A 650-nucleotide genomic window follows, 5' to 3' on the forward strand; every position below is an offset into this window, starting at 1 on the left:
TTCCGCAAGCTGGAGGCCGGCGGCAACACGCTGGAGGGGTTGTTGGCGTTCTGGGAGCGCGGCGAGGAGCTTTCGAAGGGCTGCCGCCGCTGGCTGGACGGCGCCCGCGCCCGTCTGGACGCGGCCCTGGCCGAGGAGGCGGCCGAGGAGGGCGAGGCGGAGTGAGGCTCCGGCGGGCCTTGATCACCAAGCGCGGGTAAAAGGCCAGCTCATACGCGCAGAGGGGAAGGCGGGCAAGGGCAGTGCCGAGTGAGCCCCCTCACAGCCCCCCAGCTTTTGTTGAAGTTTAAACGTCCGCATCGTACGGTCGGTCACGCACGTCACCGCACCACACGAAGAGGTTCCCCACGCATGTCTCTCGTCCTTGACTCCGCCGCACAGGACCTGCTGTTCCGCGAAGCCCGCACCGCGAACACCTTCACCGACGAGCCGGTGACCGATGAGCAGGTCCAGGCCATCTACGACCTGGTCAAGTACGGCCCGACCGCGTTCAACCAGAACCCGCTGCGCATCACCCTGGTCCGCTCGCCCGAGGCCCGGGAGCGCCTGGTCCGGCACATGGCCGAGGGCAACCGCCCGAAGACCGCCACGGCCCCGCTGGTCGCCATCCTCTCGACGGACCACGAGTTCCACGAGGAGCTCCCCAAGCT

The 650-nt window shown here is 68.6% G+C and carries 2 protein-coding genes; both read left to right on the plus strand.

From position 1 onward, the window contains the following. The coding region (gene xseB, locus ACFV9O_RS40590) for an exodeoxyribonuclease VII small subunit (RefSeq protein ID WP_385428153.1) at positions 1–165 on the plus strand (165 nt) is incomplete at its 5' end. Between the two features lie 186 nt (positions 166–351). Next, positions 352–650 (plus strand): nitroreductase family protein (locus ACFV9O_RS40595; RefSeq protein ID WP_385428150.1); only part of this gene is annotated, 299 nt, incomplete at its 3' end.

Origin of the sequence: Streptomyces sp. NPDC059909 (genome assembly GCF_042730885.1) — a bacterium.
Classification (GTDB): domain Bacteria; phylum Actinomycetota; class Actinomycetes; order Streptomycetales; family Streptomycetaceae; genus Streptomyces.